Genomic DNA, 14,408 nt, shown 5'->3' on the forward strand with positions numbered 1-14,408 from the left:
CGCGGGCATGAGGACGGACATGGATGCGGGCATAGGTACGAGCGATAACGCAGCTGCGAATCAACTGGACAGACGTTCCAGAAGAACGGTCAGGCTGTTAAAGCAATCGTTCCGCGAGCTGGTCGAGGAAAAAGGATTCGAGGCCGTGACGGTGCGGGATATCGCCGAGCGTGCGGACGTCAATCGTGGGACCTTTTATGCCCACTTCCCCGACAAATACGGCCTGCTTGATCTGGTCATCCGCGAAAAGCTGCAGGTGCTGTTCAGTGCCCGGCTCGGGCCGGACGCGGGCTGGCGCCGCAGCGACCTGCGGCTCGCAATCGTGGCCGCGCTCGACCACTTCGCGGACGTGTACGGCGGCTGCCGGCGGCGCGAATCGCTCCATCCGCTGTTCGAGCAGGCGGTCCAACAGGAGTTGGCCGCCCTGTTCGGACGGTGGCTCGCTGCCGTGCCCGCGCCTCCCGAAACTTGGCCAGTCCCTGCCGCTACCGTCGCGTCCGCGACCAGCTGGGCGATCTTCGGGGCGGCCAACGAATGGGCCCGCGAAAACCAAACCGTGTCGGCCGAAGACATGTCCGATCGCTTGCTCGCCGTCGTGTTTGGCGGTGCCGCGGCGCTGACGCCCGGCGGGCTGCCGGATTAATCGAGATCGGCAGCCATTTTCGCCTCGTGCACGACGGCTTCTCTAGTCTATTGGACTCGTTCAATCGTTTCCCGGCAGCCCGTACAGCCGCCTGAATTGCTCCGGACTGTACCCCGTCGCCTTCTTGAACACCGCGCCGAAGTAGCTGGCGTTGTCGAACCCGACGTCACGCGCGACCTCGTGCATCCGCCGGCCCGGCGCGCCGAACATAAGCTGCTTGGCCCGTCCGACGCGCTGCAGGTTGACGTATTGCAGCGGCCGCATCTGGACGGTCTTCTGAAACAGCCGGCACAAGTACTGCGGCGACACCCCCGCAGCCTCCGCCAGCTCCCCAAGCGAGAGCGCCCGGTGCAGGTTGTCCTCGATGTACGCAACGATCGGCTTCATCCGGTTCATATCCTGCTCCCGGTTGCCCGCCGTCTGCATGCGTCCAAGCTCCAGCAGCAGCGCGTATATGCCGTGCGACCGCTCCAGGTTCGCCTCGTACGAGAGCGAGTCGCCCTCGAGCATCGCCGCGAACGGTCCCAGCAGCCCGCCCTCCGCCAGCCTGGCCCCTCCCGAAGCGCGCCAACCGGCGTAACGCAGCATCGCTCCCGCCTCCCGCCCGTTGAACGCGACCCACGCCATCTCCCACGGCTTCGAGACGGGGCGGTACGAATGCACGACGCCGGGGTACAGGACGAACGCTTCTCCGGGACCGACGCGGACGGTCCGTCCCTCCACGGTATACTCGCCGGCCCCCCGAATCGTCTGGTGCAGCTGATAATCCGGAAAGCCTTCCTCGCGCTCGGTCTCGGGCTGATGCTCCCAATAACCGATCGAAGTCACGTACACCGGCAGCAGCGACGTCCGGTCCGTCCGGCTGAACAGCATCTTGCTTTTCAACTGGCATCGCTCGTTTCATATATTTATAGTTCGGAATAAAATCCTTTTATTTAACCACTCTATCATAGAGACTATAATGTGAATATATTAACGACATCATCAGAAGAGGAGCGCTGCCAGTGCGTCAGAAACTGCAATATACCCCGCCGGCCAACGGCTATCCCGAATGGAACAACAATCCCGACGTCTTCCAGCTGAACCGGATGGAAGCGCATTCCCATATGATGGCATTTCCTTCCGCCGAAGGCGTACTCGCAGGCGATCCGACCGCATCGCCTTACTTTCTTTCCCTGAACGGCACTTGGAAATTCTCCCTCGCGGACACGCCCGATCAGCGCGCCGCCGATTTTTACCGGACGGATTACGACCTGAGCGGCTGGGCGGACATGCCGGTCCCCTCGCATTGGCAGTTCCAAGGCTACGACTACCCGCAATATACGAATATCCGCTACCCTTGGTCCGAGCGCGAGCCCGAGCTGAAGGCGCCGTTCGCGCCTACGACCTACAACCCGGTCGGCGCCTACGTGCGCTCGTTCGAGGTGCCCGCTTCGTGGGCCGGACAACCGGTGTTTTTAAGCTTCCAAGGCGTCGAGTCCGCCTTCTACGTCTGGGTCAACGGCGAGTTGGCAGGTTATAGCGAGGACACGTTCACGCCTGCGGAGTTCGACATTACGGCCTACCTGGTCGAAGGGGAAAACAAGCTGGCGGTCGAAGTGTACCGCTGGTGCGACGCGAGCTGGCTGGAGGACCAGGACTTCTGGCGGCTGTCCGGCATTTTCCGCGACGTATACCTGTACTCCGCTCCCGCCCTGCGGGTGTCGGACTTCTTCGCGAAGCCGACGCTGGACGCGGACTATCGCGACGCGGTGCTGGCCGTGGACGTCAAGCTGGAAAATTACTTCGGCAACAGTTATGACGCGAGCCGCCTGGACTTGCAGCTTTACGACGCTTCCGGCAGCGCCGTCTGGGATGCCCCTCATTCGCTGGCCGTCGCCTCCTCTTCCGAGGAAGTGCTCGGCCTGACGCTATCCGCCCCGGTGACGGCACCGCTCAAGTGGAGCGCCGAAACGCCTCATTTATACACGCTGGTCCTGTCGCTCTATGGCGACGAAGGCGCGCTGCTGCATGCGACCGGCTGCCGCGTCGGCTTCCGCGCGTTCGAGCTCAAGGACGGGCTCATGAAGATCAACGGGGAGCGTATCCTGTTCAAGGGCGTCAACCGTCACGAGTTTTCCTGCGATACCGGACGCGCGCTAGGCAAGGCGGACATGGTCCGCGACATCCTGCTCATGAAAACCCACAACGTCAATGCCGTCCGCACGTCGCACTATCCGAATCAGCCGGTCTGGTACGACCTTTGCGACGAATACGGCCTGTACGTCATCGACGAGACCAATCTCGAGACGCACGGCAGCTGGGAGTACGGGCAGGAGGAAGAAAAGGAATTTAACGTGCCGGGCAGCAAGCCGGAATGGCGGGACAACGTGCTCGATCGCGCCAACTCGATGATGCAGCGGGACAAAAACCATCCGTCCATCGTCATCTGGTCGCTCGGCAACGAGTCGTTCGGCGGCGAGAACTTTATCGCGATGCACGATTTCCTGAAGCAAGCCGATCCGTCGCGCCTCGTGCACTACGAGGGCACGTTCCATCACAGAGCGTACGATGCCGCGTCCGACATCGAGTCGACGATGTACGCCAAGCCGGCGGACGTCGAACACTATGCGCTGAACAAACCCAAGAAGCCTTATATTCTGTGCGAATACAGCCACGCGATGGGCAATTCGTGCGGCGGACTGCACCTGTACTGGGAGCTGTTCGACAAGTACGACATCCTGCAGGGCGCATTCATCTGGGACTGGGTCGACCAGGCGATCCGGACGCGCACGCCGGACGGCGTCGAGTACCTCGCCTACGGCGGCGACTTCGGCGAGTCTCCGCACGACGGCAACTTCAGCGGCAACGGCCTGCTCTTCGCGGACCGCACAGTCACTCCCAAGCTGCTCGAGGTCAAAAAGTGCTATCAGAACGCTGCTTGGACTGCAGTCGATCTGCGCGAAGGGCGCTTCAGCGTCCGCAACAAGCACCTGTTCACGGATCTGTCGGCGTACGCGCTGCGCTGGGAGATCGCGATCGACGGCGTGACGCGCGAGAGCGGCGCGCTCGAGCTGGCGCTGGCGCCGGGCGAGGCTGCCGAGATCGTCGTGCCTTATGCGTGGGATGCGCTGCCTGGCGACGGAGAAGCGACTCTGCTGCTGTCGCTCGCCTTGAAGGCCGATACGACTTGGGCTGAGGCGGGCCATGAAGTCGCGTGGGATCAGTTCGTGCTGAAGACGCAAACGGCTGTCTGCACGGGATCCGGCGCTGCTGCCGGCGCGCTGGCGGCGGCCGGCGAAGGCGCGGCTGCTTCGATCGTTGCCGCCGAGTCCGGCGATGCGCTGACGGTGACGGGCGAGCGATTCGCGCTGCGATTCGACCGCAAGAACGGCGCGCTGGTCTCCTATGCATTTGACGGCCGCGAGCTGCTCATCGCGCCGCTGCGCCCTAACTTCTGGCGCCCCGAGACCGACAACGACCGCGGCAACAAGATGGGCACGCGCTGCGCGATCTGGCGCGACGCGGGCAGCACGCTGCAACTCGCCGGACTGGATTCGCGTGCCGTAGGCTCGTCGCATGTCGTGACCGCCGCCTACCGGCTTGCGGACGATCCGTCGAGCGTGGTCACGCTGCGCTACGAGATCGGTCCGGACGGCGCCGTCGAGACAACGCAGGAGCTTAGCCCTGGCAGCGACGCGCTGCCGGAGCTGCCGGCGTTCGGCCTGATGTTCGAGCTGGACGGCGCGCTCGACACAGTGTCCTGGTACGGCCGCGGCCCGCACGAGAATCACTGGGACCGCCGCACGAGCGCACGCCTCGGCCGGTACGCCGGCACGGTCGCGGAGCAATTCGTGCCGTACCTGAAGCCGCAGGAGTGCGGCAACAAAACGGACGTGCGCTTCGCCGAGCTCACCGGCGGCGACGGACGCGGTCTGCGCTTCGAGAGTGCGCTGCCGTTCGAGCTGAGCGCGCTCCCGTGGACGCCTGCCGAGATCGAGGCGAGCGACCATGCTTACAAGCTGCCGCCGAGCCGCGGCAGCATCGTGCGCGTGAACTTCAAGCAGATGGGCGTCGGCGGCGACGACAGCTGGGGCGCGCCCACGCACGAAGCCTACACGCTCCCGGCGAACCGGCCGTACGCGTTCCGGTTTACGTTTAAGCCGGTGTGATTGAAGGCTTCACCGCTGTCGAATAAGGCCCGGCGATGCGCACATGCGCGAGCGCCGGGCCTTTCTGCGTCGGAGACAGGCCGCGTCCGTTAAGATTAGCGCCTACGCCGGCTAGAGCTTCGTCCACCGATAGGGTCCTCCTCCGCTCGCCAGCCCCGCCCTATCTGCCATCCGTGCCTTATCCGCTACTCAGCATCTGTATCCACGCCGACGTTCCCCCTGCCTGCTAGCTAGATAGTGGTCAAAAGGCGTTTATTTCATCCAATATCCCGCTTTAATCAAAAATAACGATTAAAAGGCAGCTATTTTCGCCCCCAACACCTAAATTGCCCCCCATCGGCTCAATTAACTGCCTTCTAACAACTATCGCTCCCCTTTACCTTCCGTGCACGGAATTAACTGCCTTTTAACAACTAACGCTCACGCACCGCACACGCACATGCAAAAAAGGCACCGTCAGGACAAACATCCCGCGGCGCCTCTTCAAGATTTACTTTCCGTATACTTCCTGCCCCAGCTTCTCGGCGGCTGCCATGATCTGATCGCCGTAGCCCCAGAAGGCGTTGAAGTCGATCACGTAGATCCGCTTGTTCTTGATTGCGGGAATGTCTTGCAGCGCCGGGTTGGCATACGCCGCTTTGAGCGTGGACTCGGGGTCCTGCGCGCCGGTGTAGTAGGACAGCAGCAGTACGTCCGGCTTTTCTGCGACCAACTGCTCGATGCTGACCTCGTACCCGTCGACGTCGTGGAACGCGTTGTTCAGCTTGATCAGGGACAAGGCGTCGTGCTGAAACGAGTCGTGCGAGCCGCTGTCCACGCTGAGCGTGCCGTCTCCGGTGTCGTTGACGATGGCAAACTTCTGCGCGGTCTCGCCCTCGTACTTCGCCTTCAACGCATCCGCGCGCTCCTTCAGCTTGGCGATATGCGCCGCAGCTTTGTCCTGAATATCGAAGATCTTGCCGATCTCTTCGATATCGCGGTACAAGCTGTCCAGCGTCGCGCCCTGCAGGCTGGCATTGTTCACGTAAGTATGAATGCCCAAACCGTTCAGGCTGTCTACCGACCCGTTGCCCCAGTCCGCATCCGCGAACAGTCCCGCGCGGCCGATGACCAGATCCGGATTCGTGCCGACGACCGGCTCCTTGCTAACGTAACCTTGCGCGAGCACCGGCACCTTCTTGAACTCTTCCGCCGATACTTCGGGATCGGAGGCGCCGTTCAGCGCGGCGACGCCCACCAGCTTGTCGCCAAGTCCCAGCTTAATCAGCAGCTCGGCGACCGGCTGCGTGTTCGCGACGACACGCTCGGGGGCCTTGTCGAAGGTTTGCGGCTTGGCCTTCTGTTCCTCGCCTTCGTTCGACAGCGTGTAGTTGTCGACGACGAGCGGGTAAACGGTAGCCCCAGCAGCTGCGGACGAGCTTTGCGGGCTGGACGACGCGGATGCGGACGGCGATGCTTCTGCAGATGCCGGAGCCGCCGACGAGGAGACCGCGCCTCCTTCATTGTTTTTGCTCCCGCAGCCTGCCGCCAGCAGCATCAAAGCCGTGACGAGAACGAGCGCGAGGATGGAAATCGGTTGTAGACGCTTGCGCATAATGAACCCCTTTTCTCTTCGTTTCGATTGATAATGATTATCATTATTCATTAAAATAAATGTTTTTGTCAACAGATAATGTAAAAATAATTGACAACGATTATCACTCTCATCTATTCTTAGGCTGACTTCATCCGATCTTAAGACACCGAAAGGATCGTTTTCCTATGTCGCGCACGCAAACGGCGGCCCATGCCCCCGTCCAACAATCGGCCATTTCCTCCCGTACCGGATTTCTGCTCCTCCAGCTCGGTCTCGTCATCGTCGCCGTCATTTCCGTCATCGTCGCCGTGGCGCTTGGTCAGGTGGACATTCCGGTCGCGGATTCGTATCGCATCTTGCTGTACCACATTACAGGCATCCGGATCGGCAACGTCCATGAACTGACGTCGGGGTCGAACGTCAGCATTATCTGGAACATTCGCTTTCCCAGAGTGCTGCTAGCGCTGCTCGTCGGCGCCGGCCTCAGCATGTGCGGCACGGTCATGCAGGCCACGGTGCAAAACCCGCTCGCCGATCCCTACATCCTCGGCATCTCGTCGGGCGCATCACTCGGCGCGACCTTCTCCATCCTGGTCGGCTTCGGCGCATCGAGCCTGCTCGGACAGACGGGCCTCGCCTTCTGGGCGTTCACCGGCGCGTTCGGCGCCTCGATGCTCGTCCTGACGCTGGCCGGCATCGGCGGCAAGATGTCCTCGGTCAAGCTCGTGCTGTCCGGGATGGTCATCAACGCCTTGTGCACCGCTTTTACCGACTTCATCATCTACTTCGCTAACAACGCGGAGGGCATCCGCTCCGTCACCTTCTGGTCGATGGGCAGCCTGGCCCCCGCCTCTTGGGATCGCCTCCCCCTCGTCGCCATCGTCGTGGGCTGCGCCGTCCTGCTATTCCTGCTGCAATTCCGCATCCTTAACACGATGCTCCTCGGCGAAGAAGCCGCGGTAACGCTCGGCGTCAACCTTTACTTTTACCGCCGGATCTATCTGGTGCTCACCGCCGTCGTCACCGGCGTCCTCGTCGCGAGCTGCGGCACGATCGGCTTTGTCGGACTTATTATCCCGCATCTGGTCCGGGGGCTCGTCGGCTCCGATCATCGGCGTCTGATGCCGACTTCGATCCTGATCGGCGGCATCTTCCTCGTCTGGACGGACGTCATCGCCCGCACCGCGATTCCGAAGGCAGAGCTGCCTATCGGTATTATCACCGCCATGATCGGGGCGCCGCTGTTTATGTACATGCTTGTGAAAAAAGGCTACGAGTTCGGAGGGAAGTAGAGATGAACCTGGACGTGAAGCGCCTGTCCGTATCGCTCGGACGCGCCGACATCGTGAGAGACCTCTCGCTCAAGGTGCACGGCAAGCAGTTCGTCGGTCTCATCGGCCCGAACGGCTGCGGCAAGTCGACGCTGCTTAAGAGCATTTACAAGGTCATCAAGCCTAATAAAGGCGAGGTGACGCTCGCGGACACGGATCTGATCAAGTCGTCGCCCAAAAAAATCGCGCAAATGATGGGCGTCGTCGGACAGTTCAACGACCTTAGCTTCGACTTCGCCGTTCGCGAGATGGTGCTGATGGGCCGAACGCCGCACAAACGCATGCTCGACGCGGACAATGCCTCGGATCTGGCGCTCGTGGACCAGGCGCTGCGGCAGGTCGGCATGGAGCACTACGCGGATCGCAGCTATCTGTCCTTGTCCGGCGGCGAAAAGCAGCGCGTCATCCTGGCGCGGGCGCTCGCCCAGGAGCCCAAGTTCCTCGTTCTTGACGAACCGACCAACCATCTGGACATCAAGTATCAGCTGCAGATTCTGAACATCGTTAAGCGGCTCGACATCGGCGTCCTGGCGGCACTGCACGACCTCTCGCTCGCGGCCAAGTATTGCGACTACTTGTATGTCGTGAAACAAGGACGAATCGCGGCGGAAGGCACGCCGCAAGAGGTGATTACGAGGCGGATCATCGCGGACGTGTTCGAGGTGGAATGCGAAACGTATACGAATCCGGTGACCGGGGAGCTGGGGATTGCGTATTTGACGTCTTAGCGAGCATGTCGGTACGGCGTGTGCGGATTTTCGCAAAATTGTTCCTAACTAGGAACAAACTTGCACTTCAAGCGCTGGCTATTTGCGTCTCGTTCCTGACCGGGAACAAGCTCGCACTGCGCGCACAGACTCTTCGCAGTTTGTTCCCAAACGAGAACAAAATCGCACTGCACGCACAGACTCTTCGCAGTTTGTTCCCAACCGAGAACAAACTCGCACTGCTCGCACAGCCTCTTCGCAAATTGTTCCTAACCGAGAACAAACTGGCGCGACACGCAAAGGCTTCTCGCCGTTTGTTCCTAACCGAGAACAAACTCGCCCTTCAGGCGCTGCCTCTTCGCAATTTGTACGCCGGCAAGCAGGGAGTAAAGGCACAAAAGGACGAGACAGGATTGTTCCTGCTCGTCCCTTTTCGCATTTCCTCAACCAAGTCAAGCCTCCGGCTGCACCGCATGCCGCAGACCGGCCCGCTCGAGCAGCGGAATAACGCTCTCGCCAAAGTAAGCGAGCTCCGGCTCGTAGTCGTAGAACGTAATCTGAATGCCGTCGATACCGGCCGCGTGGAGCTGGCCCAGCTGCTCGGCGACGTCCTCGGGCGAGCCGACGACGTGCAGATGGCCGCCCACGGCACGCCCCCTGGCCGTATGCTCGAGCCAGGACTGGCTGTCGCCGGCTTTGTGGCGCGCCGAGAAGCTGCCGATCGCGCCAAGGTCGGCATGATCCATGATCGCCTGGTAATAGGCGAACGCCTCCTCGCGGGTCGGACGCACGATGATCGTCGGATTAATGATCACCCGCACCTTGCGCCCGAGCGCGGCAGCGGCGTTCTTGACCGTCGCCACGTGCGCCGGCAGCTTGGGCAGTGCATCCGCAAGCTTTTCGCCTGCGGGGCTCGAGACGAAGACGACGTCGGAATACTTGGACGCGTAATCGAAGCCCGCGGGAGAGCCCGAAGCCGTCGCCAGCACGGGTCGCCCGTACAACGGACGCGGAGAAACGTACGCCTCCTCCAGGTTATAGAACTCGCCTTTGTAAGTCAGGTTGTCGACGCCGGCCCACAGCGCGTTGCAAATGCGCGTGAACTCGGCGGACTGGGCGTAGCGCCGGTCGTGATCGCCCCGGGTTACGCCGAACATCTTGGGCTCGTTCTCCGCATAGCCAGTGACGATGTTCGCGCCGAAGCGGCCCTGCGAGATGTGGTCGGCGGTCGCCAGAAACTTCGCCAGGTGCATCGGATGCCAAGGCCCGTACAGGATATGAATGGTGCCCATCAGCAAAATTCGGCGCGTCGCGGACGCGAGCGCGACCGCGGACACGAACGGGTCGAGGAAGTTTTCCCGGTAGCCGGTCTCCCCGCCGAAGCCGCCCTTGGGCAGCCATTGCGACAGGCCGAAGGCGATGTCGAAGCCCAGGTTTTCCGCTTGCTGCGTCAGCCGCTTATTGTACTCGAACGACCAGTCCGTGCCTCTCGGCAGCGTCGATTGGGACCAGCCTCCCGTCTGCAGCGGCAAAAACAGGCCGAGCATCAGCGGCTGGGAGAACGCCCGCGACAGCGGGCTGTCCGGCAGATTCTGCGGTTCCTCCGGCGTCCAGAGCTGCGGATCGAGTTGATTGGAGGCGCTCATCGCATCCCTCTCCTATTCCACTTCATAATGTTAAAATCAGACGTTCCAGACCGACGGGTGGAAGACCTCCTCCGGCGACAGCTCGCGCTTCAGCAAGCCGTCCTCGCGCAGGTAACCCATGAACTTGACGATCTGCTCCCAGTTCGCGGCCGTGCCGTACGGCCAGATGTCGTCGTTCATCAGCTTCGACGAACGCTCGACCGACTCCCAGCCCCAAGGGTCGGAGCTGTTGTTCTTGATCGTCTCGAGCTGCGCGGCGATACCCTCGTTCTTAATGTCGAGCAACAGATCGAACAGCTGCCGCGGCAGCTCCGGATAGCGCTCGGCCGTCTCCGCCTTCACCGATACCAGGTGCATGATCGGAAAAATGCCGGTGCGTCCGTAATAAGCGCGCTCTTCGTCCCATACGTCCGGGATGAGCCGGCGGATGACGCCGCCCTCGCCCGAAGCCGGGAACAGATGGGCCGGCGGACGGCGCGCCGACATGACCGCATCGACGCGTCCTTCGGCCAGCGCTTCGAAGATGTCGCCCTCCGTGAGCGTAGCCGGGATGTCTACGGGCACCCGCTCCGGACGGAACGTGAACCACGCCATCTCGTCGCCGCGGATCGCCCATTCCTCCCGGAACATGCCTCTCACCCACACGGCCGCCGTCATCTGATATTCCGGAAATCCGAAGCGCTTGCCCTTCAGCTCCGAAGGATGGCGCCACGGGCTGTCGGCGCGAACATAGAGCGCATTATGGCGAAACGAGCGCGACAGAAAGACGGGGATGGCCGTCAGGCGAGTATCCCCGCCGCCCTTGGCGATCAGATACGAAGCGAGCGACAGCTCCGCAACGTCGTATGTCGCCTCGGATATCTGGTTGATAAAAATCTGTTCCACCGTTTCCCGCTTGGCTTCGATCTCGAAGCCCGCGGGGCGGCGGGCCCCGGACAGCAGCTTCAGCGTACGGTCGCTCTCCGACATCGCTACGCTTAGCTTGGGTTGGGTCATCGTACGTCCGCTCCTTCCTTGTTCCGCTTCTAGTTTGCCAACTTTACTATTAATCCGGATCCGCCTAATCCAGCTTCCTCTATTCCAGATCCCTCTAATCCAGATCCGTCGCCAGATCCCTGATCCACGGGCGCCCCTTGAGCGGCTCGACGCGGACTTCGCTGCCGGCCTTGGCGCGAATGCTGCACAGGAAGCCGGCTTTGCCGTCCACGAGCGCCGAGCATTCCTTGCAGGCGTTGGCCGAGCGGCAGGAATAGCGCACGGTCAGGGACGGATCCCGGTGCTCGCGAATCCAGAAGATCGCGTCGAGCAGGCTCATCCCTTCCCGGTAGGGCACGTCGTACGAGACGACGGCCGGCTCCGAGCCCGCTTCTCCGCGCGTCACCTGCAGCTTGATGTCGGACATGTTCGCTTCCACTCCTTCCGTTTCGGACATTCGCATCAGACGCTCGCCGGTGGCTGCGCTTCCGCCAGTGTCCAGCCGCACGTGTCGCCCTCAAGCGACAGGCTGTAGCTCTCCGCGACGGGCAGCGTCTCCTCATAATCGAGCCGCACGTGCGCGCCGCGCGATTCCTTCCGCTGCAGCGCGCCGATGACGATCGCCTCCGCAACCTTCAGCATGTGGTCGGCTTCCAGCTTCTCGACCGGCGGCAGCGCGAGCTTGCCCGGCTGCGCCAGCGCGATCGCGTCCAGCTCCGGCCGCAGCGCCCGGACTTCGGCCAGTGCGGCCGACAGCCCTTCCTCCGTGCGCAGCGGTCCCGCGCCCTTCCACATGATCCGCTGCAGCTTGCGTTTGAACACTTGCAGCGAGGCGCTGTCCCGCTCTACCGCCGCAGGATGCCAGAACGCCGTAAGCCGCTCACGCTCCGCTTCCAGCGCGCGGCCGACGATCGCCTCGGCATCCGCCGCCCGGCCTTCGCGCGCGCGAGCCGCCGTCTCCCCGGCGATCCGGCCGGTCACGAGCGCTTCGGTGATCGCGTTGCCGGACAGCCGGTTCGCGCCGTGCATGCCGTAGATCAGCTCGCCCGAGGCCAGCAGCCCCGGCACGCGGGTACGCATGTCCGCATCCACCCGCACGCCGCCCAGCATGAAGTGCGCCATCGGCGCGACCTCGACCATGTCCTTCGTCAGGTCTACGCCCTGATTGCGCAGGATGTCGATGACCGGACCGAACGCTTCCTTCAGCTTGTCCTCAGGCACCATGGTGAAGTCCAGGTAGGCGCCGCCGTGCGGCGTGCCCCGCCCTGCCTCGACCTCGCGGAAGATGGCGAGCGTCGTCTGGTCGCGCGCCGCGGTGTACTTGCCGCCCACTTCGCCGTTGTACTTGTTCATGAACTCCTCGCGATTGCCGTTCAGCAGGCGGCCGCCCAGCTTGTAGCGGAACGGATCCCACATGATCGGGTCGATGCCGACAAGCGGCGGGAACAGATGGGCGATCGGGAAAAACTGCACCATCTCCATGTCCCGCAGCTCCGCGCCGGCCTCCGCGGCCAGTACGTAGCCGTCGCCGGTCATATTCGTCGAGGCGCTGTTGCGTTCGAACACTTCGGTGAGACCGCCGGTCGCCAAGATGACCGAACCCGCGGCGATGCCGACGGGACGCATGCCTTCCATCTCGAACCCGACGGCGCCGACTGCCTTGCCGTTCTCGACGACGATTTTCGTGATCATGACGTTTTTGAGCCGGCGGATCTTCTCGTCCTTCCAGATCGCCCGTTTCAGGCCGTTCGACGTCGCCCCGCCCGTGTTCAAAATATCCACGTAGACGCAGCGCGCCCGCGAGTGGCCCGGCGCAAACGCCTGCGAGCGCTTGCCGTCCGGCGTTCTCGCCCATTTCACGCCGTAGCCTTCGGCCTCCAGGATGACCTCCGCGCCGCGATCGACGATCGCGCGCACGATCTCCGGGTCGGCCAGCCCGCGGCTGCCCTTCATCGTATCCTCGAAGTGGACGTCCGCGTCGTCCGCCTCGGCTTCGCCGAGCGCCACCGCGACCGTCATCTGGGCGAGGATCGTGGCGCCGCCCCTGCCGATCAGGCTCTTATCGGTCAAGATGACGTCGGCGCCTTCGTCCGCCGCCGCTCTGGCGGCCATCATGCCCGCCGCGCCCGAGCCGACGATCAGTACATCGGTTTGCAGCTGTATTGCATCCACGCGCGCCGCTCCTCTCTGTCGTTCGTTTATCTAGACGCCTGTAATTCTCCTATTCCCGCTTCCCGCCGAACGCCCGCACCTCGATGCCGGACTCATACAGCTTGCTTCTGATTCTGCTTGCGAACTCGACGGCGCGAACGCCGTCGCCGTGCACGCAGATCGTATCCGCCCGAATGGCGACGTCGACCTGCTGCTGCGTCAGCACCTTGCCCTCGGCGACCATCCGGACCACCTGCGCGAGCGAGCGATCCTCGTCCGTGATGACCGAGTCAGGCAGCCTTCTGGACGTAAGCGAGCCGTCGGATTGGTAGGTCCGGTCGGAAAACACTTCGCTCGCCGTACGCAATCCGACGCGCTCTCCCGCCTCGATCAGCTCGCTGCCGGCCAGGCCGAACAGGATGAGCGACGGATCGACCCGGTATACCGCCTCGGCGATCGCATTTGCTAGTCCGGCGTTGCGCGCCGCCATATTGTAGAGGGAGCCGTGCGCCTTCACATGCTGCAGCTTCGCTCCCTCCGCCTGCACGAAGCCCCACAGCGCGCCGAGCTGGTAGACGACCAGGTCGTAGGCTTCCTCGGGGCTGATGTCCATGTCCCTGCGGCCGAAGCCGATCAGGTCCTGCAGCCCCGGATGGGCGCCGAGCGCGACGTCGTTGTCCAGCGCCAGCCGGACCGTCCGGCGCATCGTAGCCGGATCGCCGGCATGGAATCCGCAGGCGATGTTGGCCGAGGTCACGTACTTCAGAATCTCTTCGTCGCGCCCCAGCTTGTAGGCGCCGAAGCTCTCTCCCAGATCGCAATTCAGATCCACCGTTTTCATCGCACGCGTTCCTTCCTTTCGCTGCGTCCCCGCGGCCGGCGCTTTCTTGCATGCCGGACGTCCGGGACGGATATGGAATGCCGCCCGTCCGCGGCCCCTCGTCCGCGCGCGATACCAATCCGTCGCGCGCAGACGAAGAGCCGCCGTACGGCGGCCGCGCCCCAAGCCCTTGGAGGCCGGAGCGCGGCACCGACGGCGCTGCTTCAAATTGCTTTAATGCTATAAATGTTCCTACTTAGGAACAAGTCCGGCCAGCCTTGTGCATGGAGCGCCTCGGTGTTCCTAAGTAGGATCAGATCCGGCCAGCCTTGCGTATGGGGCGCCTCTGTGTTCCTGAATAGGAACAAATCCAGCCGGCCTTGCGCATGGAACGACTGGGTGTTCCTA

General features: G+C 62.7%; 12 protein-coding genes. 4 read left to right on the forward strand and 8 right to left on the reverse strand.

Features of this window, described 5'->3' with window-relative positions; all coding sequences use genetic code 11:
- Positions 1-7 precede the first annotated feature (7 nt).
- Positions 8-643 (forward strand): TetR/AcrR family transcriptional regulator, encoded by a 636-nt coding sequence (locus tag ACFOTD_RS23330; protein WP_378122338.1) that lies wholly within the window; start codon positions 8-10, stop codon positions 641-643.
- Between the two features lie 60 nt (positions 644-703).
- On the opposite strand, the gene ACFOTD_RS23335 is transcribed toward ACFOTD_RS23330, so the two are convergent.
- On the reverse strand, positions 704-1,528 hold the full coding sequence (locus tag ACFOTD_RS23335) for an AraC family transcriptional regulator (RefSeq protein ID WP_378122339.1): 825 nt from the start codon (positions 1,526-1,528) through the stop codon (positions 704-706).
- 119 nt (positions 1,529-1,647) lie between these two features.
- On the opposite strand from ACFOTD_RS23335, the gene lacZ reads away from it, so the two are divergent.
- The gene (lacZ, locus tag ACFOTD_RS23340) at positions 1,648-4,794 is read left to right on the forward strand and encodes a beta-galactosidase, LacZ type (RefSeq protein WP_378122340.1); all 3,147 of its coding nucleotides are present in this window, start codon (positions 1,648-1,650) and stop codon (positions 4,792-4,794) included.
- On the opposite strand, the gene ACFOTD_RS23345 is transcribed toward lacZ, so the two are convergent.
- Both ACFOTD_RS23345 and ACFOTD_RS23350 read right to left on the reverse strand, forming a co-directional pair.
- Complete coding sequence (locus tag ACFOTD_RS23345; protein ID WP_378122341.1) at positions 4,781-4,921, reverse strand: hypothetical protein; 141 nt, start codon at positions 4,919-4,921, stop codon at positions 4,781-4,783. The two genes, lacZ and ACFOTD_RS23345, sit on opposite strands and share 14 nt — an antisense overlap.
- A gap of 363 nt (positions 4,922-5,284) precedes the next feature.
- A complete protein-coding gene (locus ACFOTD_RS23350) occupies positions 5,285-6,388 on the reverse strand; it encodes an ABC transporter substrate-binding protein (RefSeq protein ID WP_378122342.1) in 1,104 nt (367 codons plus the stop codon).
- 167 nt (positions 6,389-6,555) lie between these two features.
- On the opposite strand from ACFOTD_RS23350, the gene ACFOTD_RS23355 reads away from it, so the two are divergent.
- Positions 6,556-7,662: a FecCD family ABC transporter permease gene (locus tag ACFOTD_RS23355; protein ID WP_378122343.1), complete on the forward strand. Its 1,107-nt coding sequence runs from the start codon at positions 6,556-6,558 to the stop codon at positions 7,660-7,662.
- A gap of 2 nt (positions 7,663-7,664) precedes the next feature.
- A complete protein-coding gene (locus ACFOTD_RS23360; protein WP_378122344.1) occupies positions 7,665-8,429 on the forward strand; it encodes an ABC transporter ATP-binding protein in 765 nt (254 codons plus the stop codon).
- A gap of 431 nt (positions 8,430-8,860) precedes the next feature.
- On the opposite strand, the gene ACFOTD_RS23365 is transcribed toward ACFOTD_RS23360, so the two are convergent.
- The 5 genes from ACFOTD_RS23365 to ACFOTD_RS23385 all read right to left on the reverse strand — a co-directional run bounded on the left by ACFOTD_RS23365 (position 8,861) and on the right by ACFOTD_RS23385 (position 14,021).
- The gene (locus ACFOTD_RS23365) at positions 8,861-10,054 is read right to left on the reverse strand and encodes an LLM class flavin-dependent oxidoreductase (protein ID WP_378122345.1); all 1,194 of its coding nucleotides are present in this window, start codon (positions 10,052-10,054) and stop codon (positions 8,861-8,863) included.
- Between the two features lie 36 nt (positions 10,055-10,090).
- The gene (locus tag ACFOTD_RS23370; protein WP_378122347.1) at positions 10,091-11,050 is read right to left on the reverse strand and encodes a substrate-binding domain-containing protein; all 960 of its coding nucleotides are present in this window, start codon (positions 11,048-11,050) and stop codon (positions 10,091-10,093) included.
- A 94-nt stretch (positions 11,051-11,144) separates the two neighbouring features.
- Entirely contained in the window at positions 11,145-11,456 is a 312-nt protein-coding gene (locus ACFOTD_RS23375; protein ID WP_282910871.1) for a 2Fe-2S iron-sulfur cluster-binding protein, read from the reverse strand.
- A 35-nt stretch (positions 11,457-11,491) separates the two neighbouring features.
- The gene (locus ACFOTD_RS23380; RefSeq protein ID WP_378122348.1) at positions 11,492-13,201 is read right to left on the reverse strand and encodes an FAD-binding protein; all 1,710 of its coding nucleotides are present in this window, start codon (positions 13,199-13,201) and stop codon (positions 11,492-11,494) included.
- Between the two features lie 49 nt (positions 13,202-13,250).
- A complete protein-coding gene (locus tag ACFOTD_RS23385) occupies positions 13,251-14,021 on the reverse strand; it encodes a LamB/YcsF family protein (RefSeq protein ID WP_378122349.1) in 771 nt (256 codons plus the stop codon).
- Positions 14,022-14,408 lie beyond the last annotated feature (387 nt).

It is taken from the genome of Cohnella sp. GCM10012308, from assembly GCF_042649185.1.
Classification (GTDB): Bacteria; Bacillota; Bacilli; order Paenibacillales; family Paenibacillaceae; genus Cohnella.

Bases quoted from the DNA above. Each gene is read 5' to 3' on its own strand.
- ACFOTD_RS23330 (WP_378122338.1), top strand. From the start codon at position 8: ATGAGGACGGACATGGATGCGGGCATAGGTACGAGCGATAACGCAGCT.
- ACFOTD_RS23350 (WP_378122342.1), bottom strand. From the start codon at position 6,388: ATGCGCAAGCGTCTACAACCGATTTCCATCCTCGCGCTCGTTCTCGTC.
- ACFOTD_RS23355 (WP_378122343.1), top strand. From the start codon at position 6,556: ATGTCGCGCACGCAAACGGCGGCCCATGCCCCCGTCCAACAATCGGCC.
- ACFOTD_RS23360 (WP_378122344.1), top strand. From the start codon at position 7,665: ATGAACCTGGACGTGAAGCGCCTGTCCGTATCGCTCGGACGCGCCGAC.
- ACFOTD_RS23365 (WP_378122345.1), bottom strand. From the start codon at position 10,054: ATGAGCGCCTCCAATCAACTCGATCCGCAGCTCTGGACGCCGGAGGAA.
- ACFOTD_RS23370 (WP_378122347.1), bottom strand. From the start codon at position 11,050: ATGACCCAACCCAAGCTAAGCGTAGCGATGTCGGAGAGCGACCGTACG.
- ACFOTD_RS23375 (WP_282910871.1), bottom strand. From the start codon at position 11,456: ATGTCCGACATCAAGCTGCAGGTGACGCGCGGAGAAGCGGGCTCGGAG.
- ACFOTD_RS23385 (WP_378122349.1), bottom strand. From the start codon at position 14,021: ATGAAAACGGTGGATCTGAATTGCGATCTGGGAGAGAGCTTCGGCGCC.